Source organism: Pseudoclavibacter chungangensis, from assembly GCF_013410545.1.
Classification (GTDB): Bacteria; Actinomycetota; Actinomycetes; order Actinomycetales; family Microbacteriaceae; genus Pseudoclavibacter; species Pseudoclavibacter chungangensis.
This window is the reverse complement of the sequence record NZ_JACCFV010000001.1, coordinates 24812-50622: the sequence shown is the minus strand read 5'-3', so window position 1 is coordinate 50622 and position 25811 is coordinate 24812. Positions and strand designations below refer to the sequence as shown.

27 protein-coding genes, 1 tRNA gene and 1 pseudogene are annotated in these 25811 nt (G+C 70.3%); 11 read left to right on the top strand and 18 right to left on the bottom strand.

Annotation, left to right across the window (positions count from 1 at the left end; all coding sequences use genetic code 11):
• The first annotated feature begins 21 nt into the window (after positions 1 to 21).
• Both HNR16_RS00210 and HNR16_RS00205 read left to right on the top strand, forming a co-directional pair.
• Positions 22 to 1806, top strand: coding sequence for an ABC transporter ATP-binding protein (locus tag HNR16_RS00210; protein WP_158041564.1), 1785 nt, complete (start codon positions 22 to 24; stop codon positions 1804 to 1806).
• On the top strand, positions 1803 to 3887 hold the full coding sequence (locus HNR16_RS00205; RefSeq protein WP_338109138.1) for an ABC transporter ATP-binding protein: 2085 nt from the start codon (positions 1803 to 1805) through the stop codon (positions 3885 to 3887). Before HNR16_RS00210 ends, HNR16_RS00205 begins: the two co-directional genes overlap by 4 nt.
• Before the next feature lie 9 nt (positions 3888 to 3896).
• On the opposite strand, the gene HNR16_RS17935 is transcribed toward HNR16_RS00205, so the two are convergent.
• Positions 3897 to 4337 (bottom strand): DUF2127 domain-containing protein, encoded by a 441-nt coding sequence (locus HNR16_RS17935; protein ID WP_158041565.1) that lies wholly within the window; start codon positions 4335 to 4337, stop codon positions 3897 to 3899.
• 78 nt (positions 4338 to 4415) lie between these two features.
• Positions 4416 to 5213: a YceI family protein gene (locus tag HNR16_RS00195; RefSeq protein ID WP_158041566.1), complete on the bottom strand. Its 798-nt coding sequence runs from the start codon at positions 5211 to 5213 to the stop codon at positions 4416 to 4418.
• Positions 5214 to 5458: 245 nt separating this feature from the next.
• Here HNR16_RS00195 and HNR16_RS00190 point away from each other — a divergent pair, with 245 nt between their 5' ends.
• The 5 genes from HNR16_RS00190 to HNR16_RS00175 all read left to right on the top strand — a co-directional run bounded on the left by HNR16_RS00190 (position 5459) and on the right by HNR16_RS00175 (position 8664).
• The gene (locus HNR16_RS00190; RefSeq protein WP_158041567.1) at positions 5459 to 6634 is read left to right on the top strand and encodes an MFS transporter; all 1176 of its coding nucleotides are present in this window, start codon (positions 5459 to 5461) and stop codon (positions 6632 to 6634) included.
• A 94-nt stretch (positions 6635 to 6728) separates the two neighbouring features.
• Positions 6729 to 7130, top strand: coding sequence for a VOC family protein (locus tag HNR16_RS00185; protein WP_158041568.1), 402 nt, complete (start codon positions 6729 to 6731; stop codon positions 7128 to 7130).
• Positions 7131 to 7221: 91 nt separating this feature from the next.
• A complete protein-coding gene (locus HNR16_RS19095; protein ID WP_452608755.1) occupies positions 7222 to 7845 on the top strand; it encodes an SDR family oxidoreductase in 624 nt (207 codons plus the stop codon).
• On the top strand, positions 7842 to 8054 hold the full coding sequence (locus HNR16_RS17930) for an SDR family oxidoreductase (RefSeq protein WP_225737945.1): 213 nt from the start codon (positions 7842 to 7844) through the stop codon (positions 8052 to 8054). Before HNR16_RS19095 ends, HNR16_RS17930 begins: the two co-directional genes overlap by 4 nt.
• Positions 8055 to 8121: 67 nt before the next feature.
• Positions 8122 to 8664, top strand: coding sequence for a DinB family protein (locus HNR16_RS00175; RefSeq protein WP_158041569.1), 543 nt, complete (start codon positions 8122 to 8124; stop codon positions 8662 to 8664).
• A gap of 13 nt (positions 8665 to 8677) precedes the next feature.
• Here HNR16_RS00175 and HNR16_RS00170 read toward each other — a convergent pair whose 3' ends face one another.
• From HNR16_RS00170 to HNR16_RS00135, 8 genes are all read right to left on the bottom strand, one after another.
• Entirely contained in the window at positions 8678 to 9424 is a 747-nt protein-coding gene (locus HNR16_RS00170; RefSeq protein WP_158041570.1) for a DUF4839 domain-containing protein, read from the bottom strand.
• Positions 9425 to 9450: 26 nt separating this feature from the next.
• Complete coding sequence (locus tag HNR16_RS00165) at positions 9451 to 10485, bottom strand: IS30 family transposase (RefSeq protein WP_179558345.1); 1035 nt, start codon at positions 10483 to 10485, stop codon at positions 9451 to 9453.
• Positions 10486 to 11191: 706 nt separating this feature from the next.
• Positions 11192 to 11767, bottom strand: coding sequence for an RES family NAD+ phosphorylase (locus HNR16_RS00160; protein ID WP_179558020.1), 576 nt, complete (start codon positions 11765 to 11767; stop codon positions 11192 to 11194).
• Positions 11768 to 11817: 50 nt separating this feature from the next.
• Positions 11818 to 12453: a hypothetical protein gene (locus HNR16_RS00155; RefSeq protein WP_158041891.1), complete on the bottom strand. Its 636-nt coding sequence runs from the start codon at positions 12451 to 12453 to the stop codon at positions 11818 to 11820.
• 24 nt (positions 12454 to 12477) lie between these two features.
• On the bottom strand, positions 12478 to 12672 hold the full coding sequence (locus HNR16_RS00150; protein WP_158041892.1) for a hypothetical protein: 195 nt from the start codon (positions 12670 to 12672) through the stop codon (positions 12478 to 12480).
• Between the two features lie 131 nt (positions 12673 to 12803).
• On the bottom strand, positions 12804 to 14456 hold the full coding sequence (locus HNR16_RS00145) for a zinc metalloprotease (RefSeq protein WP_158041893.1): 1653 nt from the start codon (positions 14454 to 14456) through the stop codon (positions 12804 to 12806).
• Positions 14457 to 14637: 181 nt separating this feature from the next.
• Positions 14638 to 16113: an MFS transporter gene (locus HNR16_RS00140; RefSeq protein ID WP_158041894.1), complete on the bottom strand. Its 1476-nt coding sequence runs from the start codon at positions 16111 to 16113 to the stop codon at positions 14638 to 14640.
• A 113-nt stretch (positions 16114 to 16226) separates the two neighbouring features.
• Positions 16227 to 16622, bottom strand: a complete 396-nt coding sequence (locus tag HNR16_RS00135) for a DUF4259 domain-containing protein (RefSeq protein ID WP_158041895.1) — start codon at positions 16620 to 16622, stop codon at positions 16227 to 16229.
• Positions 16623 to 17074: 452 nt separating this feature from the next.
• Between HNR16_RS00135 and HNR16_RS00130 the strand changes: the two genes are divergently transcribed.
• Entirely contained in the window at positions 17075 to 17443 is a 369-nt protein-coding gene (locus HNR16_RS00130; RefSeq protein WP_158041896.1) for a hypothetical protein, read from the top strand.
• Positions 17444 to 17496: 53 nt separating this feature from the next.
• On the opposite strand, the gene HNR16_RS00125 is transcribed toward HNR16_RS00130, so the two are convergent.
• The 6 genes and pseudogenes from HNR16_RS00125 to HNR16_RS00105 all read right to left on the bottom strand — a co-directional run bounded on the left by HNR16_RS00125 (position 17497) and on the right by HNR16_RS00105 (position 19888).
• Complete coding sequence (locus tag HNR16_RS00125) at positions 17497 to 18204, bottom strand: hypothetical protein (RefSeq protein ID WP_158041897.1); 708 nt, start codon at positions 18202 to 18204, stop codon at positions 17497 to 17499.
• A gap of 430 nt (positions 18205 to 18634) precedes the next feature.
• Positions 18635 to 18724 (bottom strand) — tRNA-Ser (locus HNR16_RS00120).
• Positions 18720 to 18878, bottom strand: a complete 159-nt coding sequence (locus HNR16_RS00115) for a hypothetical protein (RefSeq protein WP_179558019.1) — start codon at positions 18876 to 18878, stop codon at positions 18720 to 18722. The genes HNR16_RS00120 and HNR16_RS00115 overlap by 5 nt, the downstream gene beginning before the upstream one ends.
• 69 nt (positions 18879 to 18947) lie before the next feature.
• Complete coding sequence (locus HNR16_RS19090; RefSeq protein ID WP_179558018.1) at positions 18948 to 19112, bottom strand: hypothetical protein; 165 nt, start codon at positions 19110 to 19112, stop codon at positions 18948 to 18950.
• 20 nt (positions 19113 to 19132) lie between these two features.
• Positions 19133 to 19369, bottom strand: a pseudogene (locus HNR16_RS19085) (diacylglycerol kinase); the annotation flags it as partial.
• Between the two features lie 6 nt (positions 19370 to 19375).
• Positions 19376 to 19888 (bottom strand): diacylglycerol/lipid kinase family protein, encoded by a 513-nt coding sequence (locus HNR16_RS00105; RefSeq protein ID WP_179558017.1) that lies wholly within the window; start codon positions 19886 to 19888, stop codon positions 19376 to 19378.
• 125 nt (positions 19889 to 20013) lie between these two features.
• On the opposite strand from HNR16_RS00105, the gene radA reads away from it, so the two are divergent.
• On the top strand, positions 20014 to 21438 hold the full coding sequence (gene radA, locus HNR16_RS00100; protein WP_158041899.1) for a DNA repair protein RadA: 1425 nt from the start codon (positions 20014 to 20016) through the stop codon (positions 21436 to 21438).
• A 145-nt stretch (positions 21439 to 21583) separates the two neighbouring features.
• Here the strand turns inward: radA and HNR16_RS00095 are convergent, their stop codons facing one another.
• The gene (locus HNR16_RS00095) at positions 21584 to 22561 is read right to left on the bottom strand and encodes a TetR/AcrR family transcriptional regulator (RefSeq protein WP_179558016.1); all 978 of its coding nucleotides are present in this window, start codon (positions 22559 to 22561) and stop codon (positions 21584 to 21586) included.
• 383 nt (positions 22562 to 22944) lie between these two features.
• On the opposite strand from HNR16_RS00095, the gene HNR16_RS00090 reads away from it, so the two are divergent.
• A complete protein-coding gene (locus HNR16_RS00090) occupies positions 22945 to 23838 on the top strand; it encodes an ABC transporter ATP-binding protein (protein ID WP_158041901.1) in 894 nt (297 codons plus the stop codon).
• Entirely contained in the window at positions 23835 to 24656 is an 822-nt protein-coding gene (locus HNR16_RS00085) for an ABC transporter permease (RefSeq protein WP_158041902.1), read from the top strand. Before HNR16_RS00090 ends, HNR16_RS00085 begins: the two co-directional genes overlap by 4 nt.
• A 213-nt stretch (positions 24657 to 24869) precedes the next feature.
• Here the strand turns inward: HNR16_RS00085 and HNR16_RS00080 are convergent, their stop codons facing one another.
• Positions 24870 to 25775 (bottom strand): LysR family transcriptional regulator, encoded by a 906-nt coding sequence (locus HNR16_RS00080; RefSeq protein ID WP_158041903.1) that lies wholly within the window; start codon positions 25773 to 25775, stop codon positions 24870 to 24872.
• Between the last annotated feature and the right edge of the window lie 36 nt (positions 25776 to 25811).

Genomic DNA, 25811 nt, shown 5'->3' with positions numbered 1-25811 from the left:
GCCGTCGCTAGGCTCACGGGAATGTCCGCCGAACGGAGCTTCACCGCGCTCGCGCGCCTCTGGCCGTTCGTCCGCCCCGTGGCCTGGTACCTCGCCGGCGGGCTGGCCGCCTCGATCGTCGCCGCCGCGCTGGGCCTCGTCGGCCCGCAGATCATCCGCATCATCGTCGACGGCCCCGTGACGTCCGGTGACCGGACGCAGGTCGTGTGGGGCGCACTCGTGCTGCTCGGTGTCGGCGTCGGCGAGGCGGCACTGTGGTTCCTGCGCCGCGTGCTCGTGCTCACGCCCATGGTCGGCGTCGAACGTCGGCTGCGGGACCGCCTCTTCGGCCACCTCGGCGACCTCCCCGCGGCGTTCCACGACGAGTGGGAATCGGGCCAGCTCCTGTCGCGCTCCTCGGCCGACCTCGCACGCCTGCGACGGTGGCTGTCGTTCGGGTTCATCATGCTCGTCGTCAACCTGCTCACGATCGTCGGCGGTGCGAGCGTGCTCGTGTGGCTCGACCCGCTGCTCGGGCTCACCTACCTCGCGTTTGCCGTGCCCAGCGGCGTGCTCACCTACCGCTTCCAGCGCCGCTACCGCGTGCTCGCGCGACGCAGTCAGGACCAGGCGGGCCGGCTCGCGACCTCGGTCGAGGAGGCCGCGAAGGGCGTTCGCGTCATCCGCGCGTTCGGCCGTCGCCCCGAGTTCGTCGACGCGTTCGCCGACGGTGCGCAGCGATTGCGCACGACCGAGCTCGCGAAGGCACGCGAACAGGCGAACGTGCGCTCCTGGCTCATCGCGCTGCCACAGCTCGCGCTCACCGCGTGCCTCGGCATCGGCGTGTTCCGCGTCGCGGGCGGCGAGCTCACGGTCGGCTCGCTCTCGGCGTTCCTCGTGACCGCGGCGATGCTGTCGTGGCCGATCCGCTGGATCGGTGTGCTGCTCGCCGACACGCTCGACGCCGCGACCTCGACGACGCGCCTGTTCGAGGTGCTCGACGCCCGGAACACCGTGACGGACCCCGAGCACCCGCTCACCGTCCCCGACGGGCCGGGCGAGCTGCGCTTCGAGGGCGTCGGCTTCACGTACCCGCCCCGCGGTCGCGAGGACGACGGGACGGACGCCGACCGTTCGGTGCTCCGTGGCCTCGACCTCGTGCTGCGGCCAGGCGAGACGGTCGCGCTCGTGGGCGCGACGGGATCGGGCAAGAGCCTCGTCACCGAGCTCGCGGTGCGGCTGCACGATCCGACCGCCGGGCGCGTCGTGCTCGACGGTGTCGATGTGCGGGACGTGCGCCGAAACGAGCTGCGCACGCACGTCGCGATCGCGTTCGAACAGCCGCTCCTGTTCTCGGCGAGTGTGCGCGAGAACGTCCTGCTCGGTCGCCCCGACGCGAGCGACGCGGCGCTGACCGAGGCGCTCGAGGTCGCGCAGGCCGACTTCGTCTTCGAGCTGCCCGACGGCGTCGACACGCGGATCGGTGAGGAGGGCCACAGCCTCTCGGGCGGTCAACGGCAGCGCCTCGCCCTCGCTCGGGCGATCGCCGCCCGACCGCGCGTGCTCGTGCTGGACGACCCGCTCTCCGCGGTCGACGTGCGCACGGAGGCCCGCGCGACCGCGGCGCTCCGCGAGGCGCTCGCGGGCGTGACGACACTCGTCGTGGCGCACCGCTCGTCGACGGTCGCGCTCGCCGACCGCGTCGCGGTGCTGCGTGACGGGCGCATCTCGGCGATCGGCGACCACCGAGAACTGCTCGCCGACGATCCGTACTACCGCGGGCTGCTGTGGCAGGGCGAGTTCCTCGACGAGGAGGCGACCGCGTGAGCGCGCGACGGGACCGAACCGGCGACGACGACCGGGCGCAGGAGGCGTGGACGCGAGGCCGACGCACGCGGGACGAGTCCGGCGAGTCGGTCGACGGCGACGCGCGTCGCCTCGACGACGGGGCGGCGGACGCCGCGGCCGACACCGAGGCCGCGAACGCCGCGGCCGCCGCGGCATCGGTCGAGGCGAGTGGCGAACTCGACTCCGACACGCAGCCCATCGGGGTGGGGCTCGAGCACTTCACGAGCGTCGGACGCCGGGACGCGAAGGCCCTCCGTCGCCGCTCGCTGCGCCTCATGGCCGAACTGTTGCGCCCGCACGGGCTGCGCCTCGCGCTGCTCGCCGCCCTCGTCGTCACGGCGCAGGCGGCAGCGGCTGCCGGCCCGCTGCTGCTCGCGAACGCGCTCGACGCGGGCCTGCCCGCACTGCTCGCAGGCGATCCCGTGCCGTTCGTGACGGTGCTCGCGCTGCTCGTCGCCGCGGCCCTCGCCGACGCGTGTCTCAGCAACCTGTTCACGCGCCGCACCGCGGCCCTCAGCCAGCGCCTCCTCCTCCACCTCCGCACGCGCCTGTTCGATCACACCGCCCGTCTCGACCTCGACTTCCACCAGCGGTACACCTCGGGGCGCGTCATCAGCAGGCAGACGAACGACATCGATTCGCTCGCCGTGCTGTTCGACACGGGCATCGGCGACCTCGTGCAGGCGGTCATCCGCATGTGCTTCGTCGGAACGGCGCTCGTGCTGCTCGACCCCGTCTCGGCCCTCGTCGCGCTCGTCGCGTTCCTCCCCGTCATCGCGGTCACGCGCCGGTTCCAGGTCGTCTCGGCGCGGCTCTACCGCGAATCGAGCGAGCGCTCGGCGCGGCTCATCGTGCGGTTCGTCGAGACCATGACGGGCATGCGCGCCGTGCAGGCGTTCCGGGCCGAGGCCCGCGGCGCGGACGAGTACGGACGCCTCAACGAGGCGTACTCCGACACGGCGCGGCGCGTGTCGATGACGTTCGGCAGCCTCTTCACGGGCATCAACCTCTTCACCGCGATCGGTCTCGCGGCCGTCGTGCTCGTGAACGGGCTGCGCACGCTCGACGGGACGATCGGCGTCGGCGTGCTCGTCGCATCGGCGCTGTACCTGACGCAGTTGTTCCAGCCGATGGAGGCGATCGGGATGTTCTCGAACACCTACCAGTCGGCGGTCGCGGCGCTCGAGAAGATCTCGGGCGTGCTCGAGGAGCGTCCGACGGTCGTCGACCCGGCGACGACGCGTCCACGCGACGGGGCACCCGCCCGCGCGGAACGGTCGCCGAACGGCCGCGGCGAGATCGAGCTGCGCGACGTCGAATTCGCCTACCCCGACGGCCCGACCGTGTTACACCGGCTCTCACTGCACATCCCGCCCGGGCAGACGCTCGCCGTCGTGGGCCGCACGGGCGCGGGCAAGACGACGCTCGCGGGGCTCGTCGCGCGCTTCGCGGACCCGGTGACGGGCGAGGTGCTGCTCGACGGCGTCGACCTGCGCGACATCCCCGATGCCGAGCTGCGGCGTCGCATCGTGACGGTCACGCAGGAACCGTTCCTGTTCCAGGGCACGATCGCGTCGAACCTCGAACTCGGTCGGCCGGGTGCGTCTCGCGCGGCACTCGAGGACGCGGTCCGCCGAGTGGGTGCCGACACGTTCATCGACCGCCTCCCACTGGGGCTCGACACCGACCTCAGCCACCGCGGGGTGCGGCTCTCGGCCGGGCAACGACAGCTCGTGTCGTTCGCGCGCGCCTTCGTCGCCGACCCCGAGGTGCTCATCCTCGACGAGGCGACGAGCTCGCTCGACATCCCGAGCGAGCGGGCCGTGCAGCACGCGCTCGCGACCCTCCTGCGCGACCGCACGGCGATCGTCATCGCGCACCGTCTGTCGACCGTCGATGACGCCGACCGGATTCTCGTGATGGACGAGGGCCGCATCGTCGAGGACGGCTCGCCGCGGGACCTCGTCCGCTCGGGCGGTCACTACGCGCAATTGCACCGGGCGTGGCTCGCCTCGCTCGGTCGCGACCGCGATCAGGACGACGAGCGCATCGGCGGCTGAGCCGCCGAGCTACGGCCGAGCGTCCGGCCCACCGATGACGGGCGCGTCACCGTAGCGGCCGACGAACAGCAGCACGAGCGCGGTGCCCGAGAGAAGGCCGTCCACGATGCCCGCGGGCAGCATGAACACCATGAGCACGAGCGTCACGACGCAGTTGACGACCGAGAGCGCGTAGCCCCACATCCGATTCTTGAGCAGGCCGATCGACGCGACGATCCGCAGCGCGGCGAACAGCCCACTCATCACCATCATCAGCACGAGCTGGCCGGCGAAGAACGGCAGGATGATCGGCAAGCGGGATGCGAGGTCGTCCAGGTCGACCCCCGAGAGCAGGACGACGATCAGGAGGAGGAAGGGAAGCCCTTCCATGAGCAGCCCCTGCGCGAGTTGCAGGCCCGCCGCCCATTTGAACCGGTGCCGCGAGGCGGCGTCGACTGAGGTGTCGGTCACGACGCCAGCCTAGGCAGGCCGACCGCCGAGGCCCTCCGCCACCGGTCGTATCTTCTCTTCGGGAACCGCGGTCGACGTTCAGCCCGGCCGGTTCACCGAGTGGGCGTCGGCGGTCTCGCCCGCCCGCTCCTCGGCGTCATCGCTCGCCGGAACCTGGTCGGTACCGTCACCGATCTCCGCCGGCTCGCCGTCGGTGACATCCGTCCCGGTGTCATCCGCGATGCCCGTCCCGGCACCGTCCGCGACATCCGTCGCGGTGTCGTCCTCGGACTCGCCGACGGTGCTCGCGTCGCGCTCGCCCTCGTCACCCGTCACCGCGTCGGGCTCCGGCGTCGGCTCCTTGATGAGGGACAGCTCGAACTCGAGCGAGATCTTCTCGCTCACGAGCAGCCCGCCCGAGTCGAGCGGCGTGTTCCATTCCACGCCCCAATCGCGCCGGTCGATGCGACGCGACCCCTCGAGGCCCGCGCGGACGTTCCCGAACGGGTCGGTCTCGATGCCGGTCAGCTCGAGCGGCACACTCAGCGCGCGCGTGATGCCGTGGATCGAGAGCGTGCCGCGCACGATGAACTGCTGCTCGCCGATCTCCTCGAGGTCGTCGGACTCGAAGACCATCTCGGGGTGGTTCTCGACGTCGAAGAAGTCGCTGCTGCGCAGGTGCTCGTCGCGCTGCTCGTTGCGCGTGTCGATGCTCGCGAGGTCGACGACGACACGCGCGCTCGAGTTGGCCCAGTGCTGTGGATCGAGCTCGACTTCCCCTACGATCGAGTTGAAGGATCCTCGGACCTTCGTCACCATCGCGTGCTTCGCCGAGAAGCCGATACGGGAGTGCCCCGGGTCGATCTTCCAGATGCCACCGAGTTGTGCGAGATCCATACAGGCCTTTCGAGCAACCGGCATCGTTCGGGGGAGATTCCCGCAGCCTGGACGATCGCCGGCGGACCGCCACGGCATACCCGGTCGATCGTGGGCACCTCGGCCGATCGACGCACGCCACGGGTTTTCGGGGCTTTCGGAGCCGACGAGTTCGTGCATCGACGATAGACGGCACCCGCACCGACCACCTTCGGCCCGATCACCACGGAATTGCGTGCGTGCGGCCGATTCGACAGGGTGTGACGGTGGACGATTCGACGAAGGCGCGACGCGCGCGGGTCGCGACGATGATCGCCTTCGCGACGAACGGCGCACTGCCCGCGACGCTCCTCGCGAGGTACGCCGAGGTGAAGGATCTCCTCGGGGTCGACACGGCCCTGTTCGGGCTCCTCGTCGCCGCGTTCATGCTGGGGGCCGCGGCGGCGTTCAACACGCCCGGCGTGCTGCTCCGGCGCTTCGGCAGCCGCGTCGTGACGACGTCCGGGACAGCGTGGATGACGATCGCTCTGCTGCTCGCGACGTTCGGCGTCGTGCACGGCAACGCCTGGCTGTTCGTCGCCGGGCTCGTGCTCGCCGGCTACGGCGACGCGGTCGTCGACGTGGCGCAGAACGCGCAGGGCCTGCGCGTGCAGGAGGCGTTCGGCAGATCGCTCCTGTCGTCGATGCACGCGGGCTGGAGCATCGGTGCGGCGATCGGCAGCCTCGTCGGGACGTTCACGGCATCGCTCGGCGTCCCGCTCACGATCCACCTCGCGGCGTGGGGGATCGTGTGCGTGCTCACGATGCTCATCTCCTCCCGTTCATTCCTGCCGCACGCCGCGGCGGCGGCACCCGACGACGAGAGCCCGGTGCCTGCCCGCCGCCTGGGGTTCGGTGGGCTGCTGGTGCTCGCGCCGCTCGCGCTCGTGGCCCTCGCGGGCGTGTCGGTCGAGGACGTCGGGAACAACTGGTCGGCCGTGCTCCTCGCGGACCAGCGGGACGTGCCCGCACAGAGCGCTGGGATCGCGCTGAGCGTCCTGCTCGGTGCCCAGTTCGTCGGCCGGCTGCTCGGCGACCGGTTCATCGATCGGGTCGGCCATCGCGCGGCGCTCGTCTCGAGCCTCGCCGTCATCGTCGTCGGCATGCTCGCGGCCGCGTGGGCGCCGTCGGCTCCCCTCACGATCATCGGCTTCGCGCTCGCGGGCCTCGGGTGTGCGATCACCGTGCCGCTCGCGTTCACCGGCGCGGACGCGCTCCCGGGCCTCGCGCCGCACGCCGGGGTCACGTGGGTGAACTGGCTCATGCGCCTCGCGACGATCGGCCTGACGCCGGCCATCGGTGCGGTCGCAGCGCTCTCGTCGCTGCCGGTCGCGATCACGGTCGTCACGTCGGTCGCGGTCGTCGCGCTCGCGCTGCAGTTCCGCCCGAACCGACACACCTGACGGCCGGACCGCCGGACCGCGCCTCGTCGCGCCCTCGGTGCGGGCGGTTTCGAGTGCCCGGCTCCCGCCCACGAACGCGGTCTATCGTGCGGGCATGACCGGTTCGACCGCTTCCATAGGCGCGACGAAGTACGTGTTCGCGCTCGACTGTCCCGACGCATCGGCGCTCGCGGCGTTCTACGCGCGATTGCTCGGTTGGCGGGCGAGCGACACGTCGCCGGACGCCGAATGGGTCGATGTCCGCCCACCCGAGGGCGAGTCGGCGGCGTTCTGGATCGCGTGCCAGCGGGTCGAGGACCACCGGGCCCCGGAGTGGCCCGACGGTCCGATCCCGCAACAGGCGCACCTCGACTTCTACGTCGCCTCGATCGCCGACTCGACGCCCCACGCACTCGCCGCGGGGGCCCGGAAGCACGAGTACCAGCCGAGCCCCGACGGCCACTTCGTCGTGTTCCTCGACCCCGCGGGCCACCCGTTCTGCCTGTGCGAGGAGTGATGCAGAGAATCCGTTCGTTGGCACGAACGAGTTCGGAGCCGGTCGGCAGCCGGTCGATCTCGCGCCTGCGCCATCCCAGGAGGCCGAGCGCATGAACGTCGAACACCCGGACGAACTCGCACGCGATCCCCTACCGCTCCGCGGGCGGCGCGTCCTCGTCACGGGAGTCAGCAGACGAGCGGGCATCGGCTACGCGACCGCGTGTCGGCCCGCCGCCTACGGTGCGAGCGTCTTCTGTCATCACCACGCACCGCACGACGCCGAACAACCGTGGGGCGGTGACGACCTCGGCGCGGTGCTCGACGGTGTCCGCTCGCACCTCGTCTCGGACGCGCGGCTCGCCGACGCGGCCGGCGACCTGGCCGATCCGACGGTTCCCGCACGTGTCGTGGACGCCGCTGTGGCCGAGTTCGGCGGGATCGACGCGCTCGTGTGCAACCAGGCCCGCTCCGGTGGCGACGGGCGATTGCGCGACATCTCGGCAGCGGATCTCGACGCGCACTGGGCCGTGAACGCGCGCCTCGATCCTGCTGGTGCAGGCCTTCGCGCGGCAGCACCGTCCGGAGGGGCAGGGGTCGATCGTGTTGCTCACGTCGGGCCAGGGGCTGGGGCCGATGCCGGACGAGGTCGCCTACGCGACCTCGAAGGCGGCGATCGCTGGCATCACGCTCACGCTCGCGGACGGACGAGTTGGCCGATGAGGGCATCCGCGTGAACACGGTCAACCCCGGGCCCGTCGACACGGGCTACGGCAGCCCCGAACTCTGGCGGTCGGTCGCCCAGCATTTCCCGCGCGGACGTGTCGGGCGCCCCGATGACCCCACACGGCTGATCGCGTGGCTCACGACCGACGAGGCGTCGTGGATCACGGGACAGGTCATCGACTCGGAGGGCGGCTTCGCACGCACGCACACGCGCCCGTAGGTCGCGGGCGCCTCGATGGCCGGCTCGCCCAGCGGTACCCCCAACTCGTCGGTGCTAGCGTCCCCGCATGGACGTGGTGTTCGACGAGCAGGGCCGCCCGGAGCCGCCGGTGGACGGCGACGAATGGGCGACACTCGTCGGGTTCCTCGAATTCCATCGGGCGACGCTCGCATGGAAGGTCTCGGGGCTCGACCGAGAGCAGTTCGCGCACACGCTCCCGCCCTCGTCGATGACGCTCGGGGGCCTCGTCAAGCACCTCACCCTCGTCGAGGACGATTGGTTCGAACGTTTCCTCCTCGCTGCGCCGCCGCGCGAGCCGTGGGCATCGGTCGACTGGACCGCGACGCCGGACTGGGAGTGGGAGTCCGCGCTCGTCGACGAGCCTGCCGACCTCGTGTCCCGGTGGCAGCAGGCCGTCGAGCGTTCCCGCCGGGCCGCACGCGACGCATTCGTGGCGGGCGGGCTCGGTCACCGAGCGGCGACGTCCTGGTCGGACGGCCGCACACCGAATCTCCGCTGGATCGTCACGCACATGATCGAGGAGTATGCCCGCCACAACGGCCACGCCGATCTGCTGCGCGAGGCCATCGACGGCCAGGTCGGCGAGTAGCCCCCATGCGACCTCATCTGAAGGACATCTGCACGGGCTCGAGCAGGAGCAGGCAGCTTCCGGCCTCGTATCGATCGACCTGTGCAACCAGATGCACATTGCTGCCTGGACCTATCGAGTCCGGCACGTCTCCCGTAACGTGCAGATCACTCGTCGTATTCACGTCACGAAGTTGGAACGTTGGCCCTCTGACCGAGTTCTCGTCGAAGTCGCCCGGGCCCACTAGTATGTCGTATCGCGTCGTAGCGCTGCCATGAGGAGCGAGTGCCCCGATGTGCCCATCGAATTCCACGGAACGCCCTCGGTACTTCTCCGCGAAGACCGCCACAGATGAATCGCACGTATCCGCGACATCGAGCAGCGCGGCGAACTCCGCATTGTTCTCCACCGTGACGACCTCATCCACCGCGATGTCCGCACTTTTCGTCGGCTCAAGCTCACCAGCCTGAGCCGAGTCCGTGCGCGAGGGGGTCGACGTGGCCTCACCGGCTTCCCCGCTGCGGTCCTCGTTGAGGGTCCCGAAGACGATCACCGGCACGAGCAGAACTGCGGCCACCCCGGCAATGAGAGCGATGACGCGTACGTTCATCTTCTTCTTGGGACGCTGGAACGTGATCTCGGTTTGCAGTCGCCCCTGGTGATGCGACACGATGCGCCAGCCTTGTCGTTCCCACTTCGAGACCGCTCGACGCTCGGTTCCTCGGAGCACTCGCACCGTCATGCGCTCGAACTCGATGTTCTCTTGTGAAATACTCAGCACCTTCCGTTCGGACCTGCAGGGCGATGTCAAGGCGTGGAAGCAACATGGGGCTCGCCGGCCAGTAGTCGAGCGAATGCTTCGGTCGGTGTCAGGAAGCCGAGCCGGCGGCGGGGCCGGTTGTTGATCTCCTCGGCGATCGTGGTCAGGTAGGGCTGGTGGTCGGGTATCGCCGTGCCTTTGGGCAGGTACTCGCGGTAGAGCCGGTTGGTGTTCTCGTTGCTGGGTCGCTGCCAGGGCGAGTGGGGGTCGGCGAAGTAGACCGGCATGTTCGTGGCCAAGGTGACCTTCGCGTGGTGGGCCATCTCGCTGCCCTGGTCCCACGCGAGTGACGCCTTCATCATCTGGGGCAGCTCGTTGAAATACTCGATGACCGCGTCCGCGGTGCCCTCGGCGTGCTTGGAGGGCAGAGCCAGCAGCCCGGTGAAACCACTCATCCGCTCCACCAGTGTCGCCGCGCAGGAGGCACCGTTCTTCCCGATGATCAGGTCCCCCTCCCAGTGGCCTGGCACCCGGCGCTCGGCGGCGTCCTCGCCCCGTTCTGAGAGCGGGACCATCCCGATGATCGGCCCGCCCCGGGACCGGCCCGTAGTGCGGGGCCTGCGCTTGGTGCGCTTGGACTGCAGAAAGATCCCGCGCCGGGCCAGTTCCCCGCGCGGGATCGCGTAGATGTACTGGTAGATCGCTTCACCAGAGACGGTGCGGCCCTGCGCATCAGGAGAGTTCGCCATACGGCCAACAGTCGGGTCTGTTGCCTCCAGGCGCAAGCGGCCCGCGATCTCGTTCGGCGTCCACGATGCGGCTAGGTCAGCATTCACCCGCGCCTGCAGCACCGGATCCGCCGCGACCTTCCGCTGCTGCGGACGGGCCCGGCGACGCTGCGCGGCCACGTCTGCGGTCACGGCCTGGTAGCCGCGGGTCTTCGTCGCGTTCCGACGCAGCTCCCTGGAGACCACTGACGGGCAACGCCCCAGGTGACGGGCAATCTTCCGCACACCCCAACCCGCCTTCGACGCCGTGGAGATCTCCGACCTGTCACTGAACGACAACCCCACCCGCGACATCCACACACTCCATCGATCAGACCCCCGCCGAACAGGAGTGTTGCTTCGACGCTATGACACCACCCAGGAGCCTGTCCGGTGAATCCTACTCGTGCACACGGAACTCGAATGCGCATTGGCCTCGAACTGGCCTCGCGCACTCTCATTCAGACCTCACGTCCCGATTCGGACGAGATGTGATCGGCACGGAACATGTCGCACAGCCGAGAGTCGTCATCGCCGTGCCGTGCGCCATGCCGACGGGAGCGCTGACCTCCCCGCTCCCGTTGATGCTGAGCACCTCCAGATCGCCTCCCGTCTTCGCCAGCAGGTGGAGTCCCCAGGATGTGCCCATGGGCAGCGAGATCACGACCCGGCCGACCGAGCAGGACGTGCAGGCGTTCCTCGAGTCCGCGACGCCCGCGAAGCGCCGTGCAAGGCGCAGTTGTCCCTCCACGGGCTCAAGGACCTCCCGGCGGGCGGCGCTCCTGCCGTCCCGCGGCACCTACACGGAGGGCGCGGGCCGCGTGTACGTCAGGAAGCTCGAGGACATCGACCTCGACCTTCTCGGCCGACTGATCGCGATCGCCTGGGCTCGCGAGGACGACGCAGCCGCCCGGCCAGCGGCCGGACCACGTGTCGTGACGAGCTCACCCGCGCGTGCGTCGAATGCCCGAGCGGCACACCATGCCCCGGTCGCAGACTCTCAACCCCAGTCGGGCTCGCTTCACACGACGCCATAGCCGAGACGGGCGACGGCCTGGGCGACGAGCACGTCCGCCGCCGGTGCGTCGAGCATCGTCACGAAGTCGGGGCGCACCGGGAACGCATGCACCGCCTCGACCCGCGGGAAGAGCGTCACGACCGGCTCGTTCGTCACCGAGGACAGGTGGTGCAGGCCGTCGACCGAATGCCCGAGTTGCTCGAAGATGCGCTGTGCCCATGCCTGCGTCACCGACTTCTCGTCCATCATCTGCAACGACGCGGCCGCCCCGTTTCGCACCGGCCAGTTCGAGGTGAGATCGAGCAGTTCGAGGGTTCGCGTCGGTGTCCACGAGGCGATCGTGGCGCCGCCCGCACGGCGATCGATGACGCGAGTCGACTCGAACACCTCCGCGAGCGCGGTAACCGGTCGTGTCGCCGCATACAGCACGCCGATGTCCCGATGCAGCCGCGCCGGAGGCGGATGCGGGTCGAAGCGCATGCCTGGTAGGGGGCCGAAACGGCGCAACTCGTTCCAGCGAACCGGGTGCCGCCCGGCGGTCCGGAAGACGCGCCAGACCGGATCGCGGAACGGGCGCACGTCATCTCGGCCCCGCACGTCGAAGGTCGCAGGCGGAACGGCGTGCACCTTCACGATGCGAGGTAGCCCTCGAGAAGGCGCAGCACCTCGTCGACGTCACCGCCCGAGCGAAGCCACACGACCGGCGACACGTTCGCCCCGTCGATCCGGAGGCCACGCTGCGGGGACGTCATGAATCCCCCGATCGTCGCGGGATGCAGGTCCTCCGGCAGCGCCTCGACCAGGGCCGCGAGCGACGGCAGCACCGTCCACGTGGGGGATCCGTCGAACTGCCACCTCGGGTACCAGCGCTTTCCACCGGCGAGGAAGGCGAACAGGTGCCCCTTCGCCTGCCGGTGTCGCACGCGTGAGGCGTCGATGCCGAGCAGGGAGGCGACCTCGCTCGCACTGAACGCGTCACGCATCGTCGCGGACCGCGTCGCCCGGACAGCTCGTTCGAGGGTGCCGCTGCGGACACTCGCCTCGGTCGCCTCGAGTTCGTCCGACGCGAAGGCGCCGGAATCGGTCAGGTAGGCTGCCTGTTCGGTACTGAGGCCGTCGCCGCGAGGCGATCGTTCCTCGAGTGATGTCTCGAGATCCTTGAGTGCGCCGACGAGGAATGCGTCGCCGCGGCCATGCCGCCGAGAGGCCTCGACGAGAGCCCCGAGCGCAATGAGGACGTCATCGGAGACGTCGAGGGAAGTCATGATGTCCTCCGTTCGCACATTCGATCACCAGTACGCACTCTTGATCCTACGGGAGATCATGCGTGCGCAATGTGCGTGAACCGGGCGCTCGCCCCCGCTCAATTGCGGCGCGGCGCCGATCTCCGAGGTGCTGAGCCTCGTGGTCGCGAGCAAGAAGACGCCCACGCCCGCCTGCAGACTGCCGAACGCGTCCGCATCGAGCGCGAACGTGGTGCGCACGATGCCTCTCGTCCCGGGCCACTCGCGCGGCACGTGCCGCCTGAGCGGTGGCGTCGCACGACGGGCGGTGGCCCCGGACACGTGTCCGAGGCCACCGCCCGTCGTGCGATCGTCCATGGCGGACGAGCCGGTCACTCCTCGTGCGCGCGCGTCCGCTTCCGCAGGATCAGCGCGGCGCCGGTCGCGGCACCGATCGCGGCGAGCACCGTCACGAGGGCGATCGGCGTGGCGTCGGTACCGGTCTGGGCGAGCGTGCCCGCGTCGCTCGTCCCCGTCGGGTTCGCGGCTGCGGTCGTCGGGTTCACACCGGGCGCACCGCCGGTTCCGTTCGCGTCGCTCTGTGGCGTCGCGGGGTCGCCGTGGCCGTGGTCGTGGTCGCCCGTGTCGGGCCCCGGTGCCTCGGGGCAGGACAGCGTCGCCGGGTCGACGACGGAGACGGCGCTGTTCCCGAGCGCGGCACCGTTCCTCGTCAGCGTCACGTCGTGCTCGCCGTAGACGGTCGTCGCGGCCCGCTCGGTCAGAAAGGCGCCGATGTCGAAGCTCCCCTCCGGCAGTTCGGTCGCCGGCACCGTGATCCCGCCGATGGAGAGCTCGACGCCGTCGCGATCACCCGTGTACTGCGCCGAGTTGACCTGGTTCCCGCAGCTCGCGGGCGTCACGACGAGGGTGGGGCGGGCCGCCGATGTCGTGTCGCCCGCCGCGCCGGCTTCGCCCGCGCGCACGGTGACCGTCGCCTTCCCGTTGCCGATGTCGGTCACCTCGACGCTCAGTTCGCCGGAGTCGGTCTCGAACGTGTCGCCGACCTGTCGGGTCGTCACGGTCTCGGTCTTCCCGTCGATCTCGGCCTTCTCGCCCAGCACGGTCGATTCGCCGTTCGTCTCCATGCGCAGGACGCGAACGCCGAACGGGTTGTTCCACGACGCGTAGGCCGTACCTGTATCGGCCCCGCCCCCGTCGCGGTACTCGACGACGTAGGTCGCGCCGGTCTTCGCGTCGACGAGGGTCACGAATCGGGGCCCGTTGCCCGGCGCCCCGGCGGCGGAGATCGTGACGGCGTGCTCCTGGCCGTCGTTCGGCACGACGACCTCGTCGCCGGCCTGCATCGTCCCGGCCCACCGCAGGTAGGTGCCGCTCAGTGCCGGCGCCTCGTCGAACCCGCCGATGGCGATGCCCATGACGTTCCAGCTGTTGTCGTACTCCTTGACCTCGCAGCCGGACTCGCACGTCGTCGAGTTCGCGTGACCGAGGCCGAGGGTGTGGCCGAGCTCGTGGGCCCAGATCTGGACGCCCTTGCCGCCCTTCGCCTTCACGGCGAGGGTCGTGTGCGTGCTCGTGATGGCGTCGTAGTGGGCGACGCCGGGTGCGTCGAGGCATTCGTCGGGCATGACGAGCGCGACGTGCGTGTGGATGTCACCGGCGGGGGCGAACTTCGCGAGGACCGCGTCACTGATCGTGTTCATGTCCCAGTTCCGGCACGCCCCGGGTGCGTCGAACGTCACGGCGCCGCCGTACTCGAACGACGAGATCGCCCCCGGGTACGCCGCCTTCCAGTACTCGGTCGTCTTCGTCGCGACCGCGTCGAACTCGTGCACGTCGGTCGACGGGTTCGCCTTGTCGGCGAACGAGACGACCGCGACGACGAGCTCGCGCTTCGTCCCGAGGTCGGCGTTCACTCCGGCGCCCGACGGTTCGAGGTCGGCCGGCGCGGCCGCGGCACCCTGTGCCCCCGCGAACGAAAGCGCCAGCAACAACGCCGGCGCAAAGATCAGTCCTACTCGTTTCATCTGCGCTCCCCCGAATGCAGGTGGCGCCCCGGAGACCGCATGTCTCCTCCCCCGGCGCAGCCTGAACGGTAACAGAATGATCACGGTCGATCGGAGTGCCGCGGGTGGGGACTTGTCCCCTCGCGCTCGCCGGGATTCGTTCACCCATCGGGCAATCAACGACGCCGGCTCGCCGTCCGCGTCACGCGTCGGGGGCCGTGCCCCGCGTCCGGATACCGCGCACGGTCGCGATCGCGGTGAGCACGCCGAGTCCGCCGAGGACGGCGACGCCGACGGACATCGACGTCGCGGCGGCAGCGGGCTCGCTGCCGCCGAGCGCGACGAACACGCCGACGAGCGCGGAGGCGATCGCGCCGGAGACGAGTTCGGCCGTGCCGACACCGGCAGCGGCCTTCGACGCCTCGGCCTCGTCCGATGTGCTCGCGAGCGCAGCGACGCTGAGGTGCGGGAAGGCGATCCCGATGCCGGTGCCCGCGGCGACGAGCAGTGCCGTCCAGCACCACACGAGCGCGACGCCCGCATCGCCCCGCTGCACGGCCGCGAAGATCGCGAGCGCGACCGCGAGCAGGACGGGACCGAGCACCATGAGCCGTCGACGTGCGGCGGGCGCGTCGACGCCGGCGCTGACGATCTGGCTGACGCTCCACCCGATCGACAGGCTCGCGCCGAAGATCCCGGCGAGCAGCGGCGACAGGCCCGCGAGCTCCTGACCGAAGCGCGGAAGGTACATCTCGAGCATCGAGCCGCCACTGATGAGGCCGAGGGTCAGGTAGATCCACTTGAGGGGATTGCCCCGACGGTACGCGAGCCGCGGCAACACGGCGTCGCGGCTGCGACGGTCGACGACGACGAACAGCACGGTGAGGAGGGCGCCGACCGCGATCGCGGCGAGCGTGACGGGGCCGACGGGCACGACCGAGGCGATGCTGAACGCGGCCGCAGCGGCGACGAGGGTGACGAGTGACCAGACCGGCAGGCGCCCTCCGTCGCGTTCGGCCTCGGGGGTCGCCGTCCGTTCGCCGGGCAGGCGTCGCAGGGCGACGACGCCGAGCACGACCGCGGTCACGGCGAGCAGTGCGAACGCCCACCGCCAGAGGCCGAGTTGTGCGAAGAGGCCGCCGAGGGCGGGGCCGACGAGCGTGCCGAGCGCCCACATCGCCGAGACGAGCCCGGTGGCTCGCGTCCACAGACGAGGCGGCAGCGCCGACCGAATGACCGCGTACCCGAGGCCCGCGAGCAACCCGGCCCCGAGCCCCTGCGCGGCGCGTGCGACGAGCAGCATCTCCATGGTCGGCGAGGCGGCGGCGAGGAGTGAGCCCGCGGCGAAAAGGCCGAATGCGACGAGGTATCCGCGGGCCGCACCGAGGCGACGGAGCAGCCGGGTGACGAGCATCGAGGCGAACACGGACGCGATGAGGAACACCGTCGTGACCCACGCGAAGTAGTGACCGCCACCGATCTCGGCGACGACGGAGGGCAGCAGCGCGGCCGTGACGAACGTGCTGATGGCATACAGTGCGACGCCGCCGGCGAGCACGATCGCCGCGGGAAGGTGCTCGCGATCGAGCAACTCGGCCCATCCCGTTCGACCCGACGTCGCGTCACCGTCGGCGGCGGCGTCGCTCACCCGAGGCTCGTCACACTCGTTCGATGGCATGCACACGACGCTAAAACTTCAAGAACACTTGAAGTCAATGGATGTCGGTGCCGTCGCACCGGGACGCCGTTCGTTTCGGATACACAGCGGGCGCGCACGCGGGTGCTCCCGCGCTAGGCGGCGGGCACGAGGGAGACGCGGGAGACCGAGAGCCACTCCTCGAAGTCGCCGGTCTCCTCCCAGAGTTCGTACAGCTCCGAGGCGTCGCCACCGGCCAGCGTCCGGTCGAGCTGGCGTTGGATCCAGGCGATGCGCTCCGGAGTGAGGAGCGAGGCGAACGCGCCGAGATCCTCGGGCACGAACTCGCTCGTCGCGACATCGGCGTCACCGCGCGTGATCCGCACGAGCGCGGCGAGAGCGACCGCGATCTGACCGCCATCGATCTCGAGGTAGTCGGGATCCTCGAACGCCCACGCGATGCCGTCGAACGAGAAGTCGCCGTGCCGGATCTCGGCGAGCAGATCGAGCGCACCATCGTTCTCGAACGGCTTCGTGCCCCAGGCTCCCATGCCCCGGGAGCCTAGCAAGGCGCGGCGGGGCGGAGAGCGACCGCACGTCGCTCTCGTCCGCGCGGTCACCGACGGGGCGCACCCCGCGGTGTCCGTCACGGAACGGTGATCACGACCTTCTCCCTCGTGTGGCCTCGTCTCGACGTGCCGAAGGGCGTCGGCGGAGTCACGGAGGGGATACGTGCGGTTCATGATGGGAACGATGCGAACTGCCGCGAGCATCTCCGCGAGCGCGATGAAGTCGCCACGCTTCCCGAACGAGGTGAACGGACGCCGTCGCTGACGCGTGGATCCGGACAGTACGCGGGCCGTCGCGACACGACCGACGGGACCGAACAGGCGCCCACCGTGACCGCTGTTCGGGACGAGCGTGCCGGTGCGCGCCGGCACACCACTGAAACCCGACGGACCACCGAGAGCGAGGCGGACTCGACGTCGTCGAGGATGACGGCGTGCCGTTCCGGGAGACCCGCGATATCGGTCGTTCCGTCGTCGATGGCACGCTCGGCGCCGAGCGAGCGAACGGGGCCGACGTCGCGACCGCTGCTGCTGACGCCCGTCACCTCTGCACCGAGCGAAGCGGCGATCTGCACGGCGAAGTGCCCGACACCACCCGAGGCGCCGATGACGAGCACGCGTGCGCCCGGCCGCACCGCCGCGACGTCCCGCAGCGCCTGCAGTGCCGTCGACGCGCTCGCATTCTTCGCCCGACCGGCACCTCCAGTGGGCCGACGGAGGCCACCAACGAAATCAGCTCCGCATTCAACGCCCACCCTTGTCGAGCGCCATCGTCCTCGGCGCGAGCGTTCTCCTCTTACTAGATACGGACCCGACGCGTCTCACGAGATACTGAGCCGACGCGCGCCGGTGCCGGTCACCACTTCTCGAGCTCGAGGTCCACCCGCGGATCCGCCCGCACCCACACGGCACCGTCCGCGTTCGCTGTAGCGGGCTCATCGACGTCAAGCCCCAAGGTCGTGATGATGCCGCGCAGTTCCACATGCGCAGCGTCCTCCGGCACGCCGGAGTCGAGGAGCACGTGGTGCGTGAGCGTCGCGCCGTCGTACGCGTTGTAACCGGTATCGGCCCAGATCTTGCAGAATCGCGTGAGCGCGGCCGAGTCGAGCTTCGGCAGCGCTCGGACCTGACGGCGACGCGCTGCTTCAGCGCGGTACGCGTGAGCCTTCGCGAGTTCGACGTTCACGAATGAATCATCGGGGAGAACGCTCGCACGGTCCGTGACCCAGTTCACCTTGTTCCAGCTCGGCAGCTCGTCGAGCCGCGCGTATCCGAGGTTCGCGAACACGGTCCAGATATTCGCGGCGCCACCGCCCGCTTCGGCGTAGCGCGTGTATTCGACGGGCTCCGAACCACGCTGACGACTCAGGATGCCCGTCGCCGTCTCGATCGTGAGGGATTCTCCGTCGTCGGGCCTCTCGATGACGAACGTGGAGTTCTCTTCACTCAGATACTTCCGGAGGAACGTGTCGAATGCGTTCGCGAACTTCAGCGCGTCGAACTCTTCTGCCGCGTACTTCTTCGTGCGTCCATCTCCATCGCGGAACACCAGATTGCTCGTCATGCTCACCCTCTCTTGCACAGCAACGCCGTCCCCCCATCATCCACCCCCGGGACGGGCAGGCGCCGATACTGGTCTCCCGACGTGGCGCCTGGGGCATCCGCGCGCGCGATGTGGGATCTACTGGACAGGGGTCGAGTTCCCTGAGGATCAGAAGCGCTGACTCCTGTTCCGCCAGGGACACCGATCTGTTTCGCCCTGCTTTCGGGGAGCGCTGACGCACCGTCGAGGTGGTGCGACGGAACCCAGGGCACGCGACTGCGTGGATGACGCCCGACACCTCCGCGGACCTCGTCGAGAACGATCTCGAAGCGGTCGCGATCGCGATCGTCCCGCGTGCACGTTCGTGTGATTCTCGTGCGATTCGCGCGCCTACAGCGACGACGAAGGCCCCACCTGCCGCGTGTTCATGCGGAAGTCGGGGCCTTCGAGGTGGCGGTGACGGTGGGATTTGAACCCACGGTAGGGGTGAACCTACACAACATTTCGAGTGTTGCACCTTCGGCCGCTCGGACACGTCACCGTCGGCAACGATACTGCCCGCGTTCATCGCTCCGCAAATCGGCCGTCGTCCGCGCGCCGCGCGGCAGCGGCGGCGGCGGCAGCAGCAGCAGCAGCAGCAGCAGCAGCAGCAGCAGCAGCAGCGGACAGTCCTGCGCGGCGCAGCAGCACGGCACGACGCTCCATCCCGCCCCGCGCGAATCCGCCCCGCGCGAATCCGCCCCGCGCGCCCTCGCCGCTCGCGGTCAGCCGCGCAACAGACGCCAGGCGCCCGGCACGCACTCGACGATCGTCGTGCCGCCACCGAGGGGTTCGCCGTCGGCCGAGACGAGCACGTCGTCCGGCGCCACGACCTCCACGCGATCGACGGGGGTGAGTTCGACCCGGTCGATCCACCGGTGCAGGCCCACGGCGCGAGCGGGAAGAGAGCGAGGAGCGTGCCTCGTCCGACCGGCTCGACGAGCATGACGTCGAGGGCGCCGTCGGCGACATCGGCACCGGGCAACAGGCGGATCCCGCCACCGACCGACGAACCGTTGGCGATCGTCACGAGCGGCCCGGGCCGATCACGGACCTCGCCGCCGTCAATCCCGATGCGCAGTGGAAGCGTGCCGAAGCGTCGCGCGACCTGCAGGAGCGCGACGACGTAACGCGCCGTGCCGGGCAGCCTCGTCTACTCGTTCGCGCGCCGGTTCACGACGCTGTCGAACCCGATGTTGACGGAGTTCGCGGCCCACACCGTGCGCCCCTCGACCGTGACGCGCATCGCATCGACCCGCCGAACACCGGCCGCGGGATCGCGAAGCGCCCGCACGATCGACTCGACGGCCCGACCGGGATCACGTCGCGGGATGCCCGCGGCGCGGGCGAAGTCGTTGCCCGACCCCGTCGGCACGATGCCGAGCGGCACCGCCGTGCCCGCGACGAGCCCGACGCCGAGATGCACCATCCCGTCGCCGCCCTGCACGACGAGCGCATCGACGCCACGCGCGATCTCGGCCCGCGCGCGCCGCGCGAGCGCGTCGGCGGTCGACGCCCGGAGGACGACGACGTCGAGCTCGAAACCGGCGAGCTGCGCGCCCGTCGACAACTCGCCACCGATGCCCGTACCCGCACGGGGATTCACGAGCACGACGACACGCGGCCTCGCCGCGGCGTCGGCCGCTGGAGACGAGCGAACCTGCACGTCCAGAGCCTAGCGGGACGCCCGCGATCCCCTCCACGACGCCGATCGCCACGGGCGTACGCCGATCCGTGCACACCCCGCCCGGCGGCCCGCCCGATGTCGCAGGCCGCGCCTACGCTTGACGAATGGCAAGCCCCCGCACCACCAAAGCGCCCTACGCGTGCACCGCGTGCGGGGCGACGTCGCTCAAGTGGCTCGGCCAGTGCCCCGAGTGCCAGGCGTGGGGCACGATCGAGGAGCGCGGCACGCAGGCCGGCGGCGCCCGCGTGCAGGCCGCACTCGTCCCCGCGTCCCGGGCGGCGCTCTCGATCGTCGAGACACCCCTCGACCAGGTCACGCACCGCCCGACCGGCATCGGCGAACTCGACCGTGTCTTCGGCGGCGGCATCGTGCCGGGTGCCGCGATCCTCTTCTCGGGCGAACCGGGCGTCGGCAAGTCCACCCTCCTGCTCGAGCTCGCGGCCCGCATCGCCTCGACGGGCGCGCGCGTGCTCTACGCGAGCGCCGAGGAATCCGTCTCGCAGGTGCGCCTGCGCGCCGAACGCACGGGCGCGCTGGAGCCCACCCTCTTCCTCGCGAGCGAGTCCGACCTCGCGACGGTACTCGGCCACATCGACCAGGTCGACCCGGCCCTCGTCATCGTCGACTCCGTCCAGACCGTCGCGAGCGACACGATCGACTCGCTCGCGGGCCAGCCGAGCCAGGTGCGGGAGGTGGCGTCCGCGCTCATCCGCGTCGCGAAGCAACGAGACGTACCCGTCGTGCTCGTCGGCCACGTCACGAAGGACGGCCAGGTCGCGGGTCCGCGCCTGCTCGAACACCTCGTCGACGTCGTCGCGCACGTCGAGGGCGACCGCCAGACCGCGGTGCGCTTCGTGCGCACCCTCAAGAACCGCTTCGGCCCGACCGACGAGGTCGGCTGCTTCGAGATGACGGGCGACGGCATGCGTGAGGTCGCCGACCCGTCAGGCCTCTTCCTCTCGGAGCGCGGCAGGCAGGTGCCGGGCACGTGCGTCACGATCGCGCTCGAGGGTCGCCGTCCGCTGCCCGTCGAGATCCAGGCGCTCGTCGTCGCGACGGCCGCCCCGAACCCGCGACGAGTCACGAACGGCGTCGAATCGAGCCGCGTCGCGATGCTCCTCGCGGTGCTCGAGCGGCGCCTCGGCATCAAGCTCGCGCAGAGCGACGTGTACGTCTCGACCGTGGGCGGCGTGCGCCTCGTCGAACCGGCGGCCGACCTCGCGATCGTCGCCGCCATCGCGAGTGCCGCCTCGAACCGCCCCGTCAAGCCGGGCACGATCGCCTACGGCGAGGTGAGCCTCGCGGGCGAGGTGCGCCGCGTCACGCAGGCAGCGCTCCGAGCGGCCGAGGCCGTGCGCATGGGGTTCCCCCAGGTCGTGTCGAGCGAGAGCGAGAACGTGCAGACCGCACTGCGGCACGCTCTCGAACCGCGCCGCACCGCTCCCGATCAGGCCGCGGGCGACGGTGGGGCGGGACGTCGAGGCGCGACGCGGTCCGCCCGCGGATCGGATGCCGCGGAGGACGCCTGACCCGCGCCGCGCCGCGCCGATGCGCGCGCGGTGACCGGTCGCGTCCGGACACGAGTCGAGTCCGAGATCCGCCTCGTTGCCTCGTTGCCTCGGGGCGCCCTCGCCGTTCCGGGGCGGGCCCTACACCGCGGACGTGGGCGACCCGTCAGTCCGCGTCGGGCTTCGCGGCGAACTTCGCGTGCGCCTTGGCGAGTTCCTTCGCACGGTCACGTGCCTTCTGGAGCGCGGCCTCCTCGCGTTCCAGCTGCTGAACGCGCCGCTGCGCCTGCTTGCGCAGCTCGCGGTGTCGAACCAGCTCGGCCTCGGCCGCCTCGAGTTGTTCCACCGGGTCGAGTGGGGGCGCGACCTCGTCGCTTTCCGGGGGCATCTGCTCGATGACGACGTCGAGCCCCGCGAGCAGCACCTGCGCGCCGAAGTCGAGGATCGCGTTCGCCTCCGTCACGGCCACCGCGGGATCGGGTGCAGCGCCGCGGGACTCGTCGTCGAAGTACGCGCCACTCGCCACGAGTGGTCGGAGATCGGGGAGCCCCGCCGTCCGGACGGCTTCCTCGATCAGGGCGCGGATCTCGGGCTGCAGCGCGGTGCCGGCGAGCACTTCGCGCTCGACGGCGGCGAGGCCCCTCGCAAACGCCGACACCACGACGAGCACGCCGAGCTTCGTCGGGCCGGAGACGGGGAGGTCGCGCATGGCGCGCAGGCTCGTGTCGACGAAGCGCATCTGTCCGGGCATGAAGTGAACATCGGGCGTGAGCGAGATGTCGAGGGCCCACGGGTGTGCCCGATATGCGGCGACGAGGCCGCGGAGGAGCGCACCGAGCCCGGCCCGCCAGTCGTCGTCATCGACCGTCGCGATCGGAGCCGAGCTCTCGCTCAGGGCGGCGTCGAACATGAGCTGATGCAGGTCGTCCTTCGTCGACACGTATCGATACAGCGCCATGGTGCTGAAGCCGAAGACCTTCGCGACGCGCTGCATCGTGACGGCGGCGATGCCCTCGGCGTCGGCGATCTCGATGGCGGCGTCGACGATGCGTTCGAGTGAGAGCTCACGCTTCGGGCCGCGCTGCGGCGCCGCCTCCAGGCCCCACGCGAGCGCGAGGATCCGGGGCGTCGAGCTGTCGGGCATGGTCCCCCTTCCCGGTCGGCTGGTCATGCGCGGTTCCGTGCGACGTGCGCGGCGCCATTCGACGTGCGCGGTTCCATTCAATCAGGGCGGCCCGATCGACCAGCGCAGCCCGAACGACCCGGCAGTCTGATCGGCCCGGTGGCCCGGTGGCCCGAACGACCAGCTCAGCCCGAACCACCCGATCATCCCGATCGACCCGGACGGCCCGACCCTCCAGTACGTCCCGAACACCCCGGCGCCCCGACCCGCTCGCGGCCCCGAGCCCGAGCCCGAACTGACTCCGCGCCAACCCACAACTGCGTCTTGCATCTACTGTTTATGTTCCATACTGTTTATACACAACGCGATATCAGGATGTCGCGACGTCAGGAACGGAGCCCCGCATGCCGGCAATCATCGAAATCGACGGACTCGAGAAGCGCTACGGCGACCGCACCGTGCTCGACGCGCTCTCGCTCGACATCGGTGAGGGGGTCTTCGCCCTTCTCGGTCCGAACGGTTCGGGCAAGACGACGCTCGTCTCGATTCTCACGACACTGCTCTACCCAGAGGCCGGAACGGCGCGCATCCTCGGTCACGACGTGACCCGCGAACGGACGACCGTGCGACGGCTCATTGCCGCGACGGGACAGTACGCGTCGATCGACGAGATGCTGACCTCACGGGAGAACCTGACGATGCTCGGGCGGCTCCTCGGACTCGCCCCGCGACGCGCGAGCCGCCGCACCGAGGAACTCCTCGACGCGTTCGAGCTCGAGGACGCCGCCGATCGACCGGTCTCCGGATTCTCGGGGGGCATGCGGCGACGACTCGACCTCGCCGCATCGATCATTCGCACCCCGGCTGTCCTGTTCCTCGACGAACCGTCGACGGGGCTCGATCCCATGAGCAGGACCCGGCTCTGGGCGCAGATCGCCGAGCTGGCCACCGAGGGCTGCACGGTGTTCCTTACCACGCAGATGCTCGACGAGGCGGAGGCGCTCGCCGATCGGGTCGCCGTCCTCCGGGACGGCACGATCGTCGCGGACGGCACGGTGGACGCACTGAAGCGGCTGGTCGGGGGCCAAACAGCGGTGCTCGTCGACGATGACGACGTCGTGCAGCGCACGTTCGAAACCGATGGCAGCGCGGCGTCCGTCGCGGAACTCCTGCAGGACCTGCCCGAGCACGAACGGCGACTGCGGCTCGAGTTCCGGAGCCCGACGCTCGACGACGCCTTCATCGCCCTCACCGACCCCACGAACCCCGGACGTTCAGCACAGGAGGCAGCCGCATGAGCACCGCGACACGACACGACACGATTCGGCCGAGCGCCGGTCCCCGGACACCGCACCCCGGCACCGGCGCGCTCACCGCGAGCCGCGTGTTCGTGGGGAGGAGTATGCGACACAGCATGCGCGACGGTGAGGGTCTGTTCATCGCGGTGCTGCTGCCGGTCATGCTCATGCTGCTGTTCACCATCGTCTTCGGTGGCGAGATCGATCCCGGCGGGAACTTCGTCGGCTACGTCGACTTCGTCGTCCCCGGCATCATCGTGCTCTGCTCGGGATTCGGCGCCTCGTCCGTCGCCGTCTCCGTGAACCGCGACGTGACGGGTGGCGCGATGCGCCGATTCCGAAGCCTCCCGATTCCCGCGGCGACATGTCTCGTCGGACACGTCGCCGCGAGCGTGGTGCGCAACCTTCTCGCCACCGCGATCGTCGTGGGAGTCGCACTGATTCTCGGATTCCGACCGACGGCGGCGCCGCTCGAGTACCTCGCTGCCGGCGCGCTCGTGTTCGCGTGGGTGATCGCCATCACGGTGGTGTTCGCCGCGATCGGGCTGCTCGCATCGAGCCCCGAAGCAGCGAACGGGTACGGCTTCATCATCCTCTTCCTGCCGTATCTCTCGCCCGCGTTCGTCCCACTCGACTCGTTGCCCGGGTGGTTGCAGCCGTTCGCCGCCGCGCAGCCCGTGAGCCCGCTCATCGAAGCCGTCCGCGCACTGCTCTTCGGCACCGATCCCGGCCTCGCGCCGTGGTTCGCGCTGGCCTGGTGCCTCGGCATCGTCGTGGTCGGCGGGGCGCTCATCGTCTGGCGATTCCCGCGGGGCTGACGCCTCGACGCGGGTCACGGCTCGGACCGCACTCGACATCACATCGGACGCGGACGCGGAAGTGGACGCCAGACACTCGCCTTCGCCGACGATCGATCCGCCGAATGTCACCGAGGGGTCACAACACCGGTCCCACGATCAGGGACGGGCGCTCGCCGCACGTCAGCGCCACATACGCGTCATCGCTCGTCTCGCATCATCGCTCGTCCCGCATCATTGCTCACCAGGGCGCACGACCTCTCGAACGCAGCGACGCAGCCAGTCGTGGACGGGGTCGGCGTCGTGTCGTGGGTGCCACGCGAGGCCCACGCGGATCGTCGGCAGCGGCAGTGGGATCTCGAACACGACGAGCCCGAGCGCCTCGGCGAGCGATCGTGACGAACGCCCCACCAATCCGATGAGATCCGAATCTCGAACGACGAAGAGCGAGGACGGGTAGGTTCCGACGCTCGCCACCGTGTCACGAGCGAGCCCGAGGTCGGCGAGCGCCTCGTCGATCGGCCCGCAAAGCCGCCCCCGACGCGAGACGATGAGGTGACGCCCGCCCTCGGCGAAGCGCCGCGGCGTGATCTTCCCCGTCAGAAGCGGATGTCCCGCGCGGACGACGCCCAGCATGCGGTCCGCGAACAGCTCCTCGACGTGCACCTCCGGGTCGGTGGTGTCGATGTCGCCGACCTCGAGGTCGGCGGTCCCCTGCCTCAGGAGCGGGGCATCGGGCAGCGTCTCGGACAGGAACCGCAGGCGGATTCCCGGAGCCTCACCGGCGATGCGTTCCATGAGCGCGGCACCGTGCAGTGCCGCGAGCAGGTCGTTCGCGACGATCGTGAAGGTGCGACGGGCGGCCCGCAGGTCGAGGTCGACGCCGGACGAGAACACGGCCCGTGCTCGCTCGACGACGGCGCTCACCTCGGCTCGCACGGCGAGTGCGCGTGGTGTCGGCACCATGTGGCGTCCGGCGCGGACGAGCACCGGGTCACCGAGTGCCGTACGGATGCGCCCCAGCGTGCGGCTCATCGCCGGGTCCGAGAGGTGCAGTCGTCGCGCGGCGCCCTGCACGCTCTGCTCCTCCAGCAGCACGTCGAGGGCGACGAGGAGGTTCAGATCAAGCGATTGCGTCATACGCAATGACTCCCTGCAAAGATTGCACTGGAATGC

What these genes read in the sequence shown, in the direction of transcription:
- HNR16_RS00155 (WP_158041891.1), bottom strand. Translation starts at nt 12,453, where the DNA reads ATGACTTCCCTCGACGTCTCCGATGACGTCCTCATTGCGCTCGGGGCT.
- HNR16_RS00145 (WP_158041893.1), bottom strand. Translation starts at nt 14,456, where the DNA reads ATGAAACGAGTAGGACTGATCTTTGCGCCGGCGTTGTTGCTGGCGCTT.
- HNR16_RS00195 (WP_158041566.1), bottom strand. Translation starts at nt 5,213, where the DNA reads ATGGATCTCGCACAACTCGGTGGCATCTGGAAGATCGACCCGGGGCAC.
- HNR16_RS00165 (WP_179558345.1), bottom strand. Translation starts at nt 10,485, where the DNA reads ATGTCGCGGGTGGGGTTGTCGTTCAGTGACAGGTCGGAGATCTCCACG.
- HNR16_RS00125 (WP_158041897.1), bottom strand. Translation starts at nt 18,204, where the DNA reads ATGACGAGCAATCTGGTGTTCCGCGATGGAGATGGACGCACGAAGAAG.
- HNR16_RS00095 (WP_179558016.1), bottom strand. Translation starts at nt 22,561, where the DNA reads ATGCCCGACAGCTCGACGCCCCGGATCCTCGCGCTCGCGTGGGGCCTG.
- HNR16_RS00090 (WP_158041901.1), top strand. Translation starts at nt 22,945, where the DNA reads ATGCCGGCAATCATCGAAATCGACGGACTCGAGAAGCGCTACGGCGAC.
- HNR16_RS00080 (WP_158041903.1), bottom strand. Translation starts at nt 25,775, where the DNA reads ATGACGCAATCGCTTGATCTGAACCTCCTCGTCGCCCTCGACGTGCTG.
- HNR16_RS19095 (WP_452608755.1), top strand. Translation starts at nt 7,222, where the DNA reads ATGAACGTCGAACACCCGGACGAACTCGCACGCGATCCCCTACCGCTC.
- HNR16_RS00135 (WP_158041895.1), bottom strand. Translation starts at nt 16,622, where the DNA reads ATGGGAGCCTGGGGCACGAAGCCGTTCGAGAACGATGGTGCGCTCGAT.
- HNR16_RS00185 (WP_158041568.1), top strand. Translation starts at nt 6,729, where the DNA reads ATGACCGGTTCGACCGCTTCCATAGGCGCGACGAAGTACGTGTTCGCG.
- HNR16_RS00175 (WP_158041569.1), top strand. Translation starts at nt 8,122, where the DNA reads ATGGACGTGGTGTTCGACGAGCAGGGCCGCCCGGAGCCGCCGGTGGAC.
- radA (WP_158041899.1), top strand. Translation starts at nt 20,014, where the DNA reads ATGGCAAGCCCCCGCACCACCAAAGCGCCCTACGCGTGCACCGCGTGC.
- HNR16_RS00140 (WP_158041894.1), bottom strand. Translation starts at nt 16,113, where the DNA reads ATGCCATCGAACGAGTGTGACGAGCCTCGGGTGAGCGACGCCGCCGCC.
- HNR16_RS00210 (WP_158041564.1), top strand. Translation starts at nt 22, where the DNA reads ATGTCCGCCGAACGGAGCTTCACCGCGCTCGCGCGCCTCTGGCCGTTC.
- HNR16_RS00085 (WP_158041902.1), top strand. Translation starts at nt 23,835, where the DNA reads ATGAGCACCGCGACACGACACGACACGATTCGGCCGAGCGCCGGTCCC.